Genomic DNA, 575 nt, shown 5'->3' with positions numbered 1-575 from the left:
CACCTCACGCGCCGCATCCTGGAGACCACCGACTGGGAGGTCTACGGCATGGACATGGCCTCCGACCGCCTCGGCGACCTGGTGAGCCATCCGCGCATGCACTTCTTCGAGGGTGACATCACCATCAACAAGGAGTGGATCGAGTACAACATCCGCAAGTGCGACGTGGTGCTGCCGCTGGTGGCCATCGCCACCCCGGCCACCTACGTGCGCCACCCGCTGCGCGTGTTCGAGCTCGATTTCGAGGCCAACCTGCCGATGGTCCGGGCGGCCGTGAAGTACAAGAAGCACCTGGTGTTCCCGTCCACCTCCGAGGTCTACGGCATGTGCGCCGATGATGAATTCGACCCGGAAGCCTCCCCGCTGGTCTACGGCCCGATCAACAAGCCGCGCTGGATCTACGCCTGCTCCAAGCAGCTGATGGACCGCGTGATCCACGCCTACGGCATGGAGGAAGGGCTGAACTACACGCTGTTCCGCCCGTTCAACTGGATCGGCGCCGGGCTGGATTCGATCTTCGAGTCGAAGGAAGGCTCCTCGCGCGTGGTGACGCAGTTCCTGGGCCATATCGTGCG

At 63.8% G+C, this 575-nt stretch carries 1 protein-coding gene; it reads left to right on the top strand.

Annotated elements, in window-relative coordinates; genetic code table 11:
- Nucleotides 1–575 (top strand): bifunctional UDP-4-keto-pentose/UDP-xylose synthase (locus tag KHO18_RS28315; protein WP_211944328.1); only part of this gene is annotated, 575 nt, incomplete at both ends.

The sequence above is a fragment of the Cupriavidus campinensis genome (genome assembly GCF_905397395.1).
Classification (GTDB): domain Bacteria; phylum Pseudomonadota; class Gammaproteobacteria; order Burkholderiales; family Burkholderiaceae; genus Cupriavidus; species Cupriavidus campinensis.
Note: the sequence above shows the minus strand (reverse complement) of the source record. Positions and strands in the feature narration are given on the sequence as shown.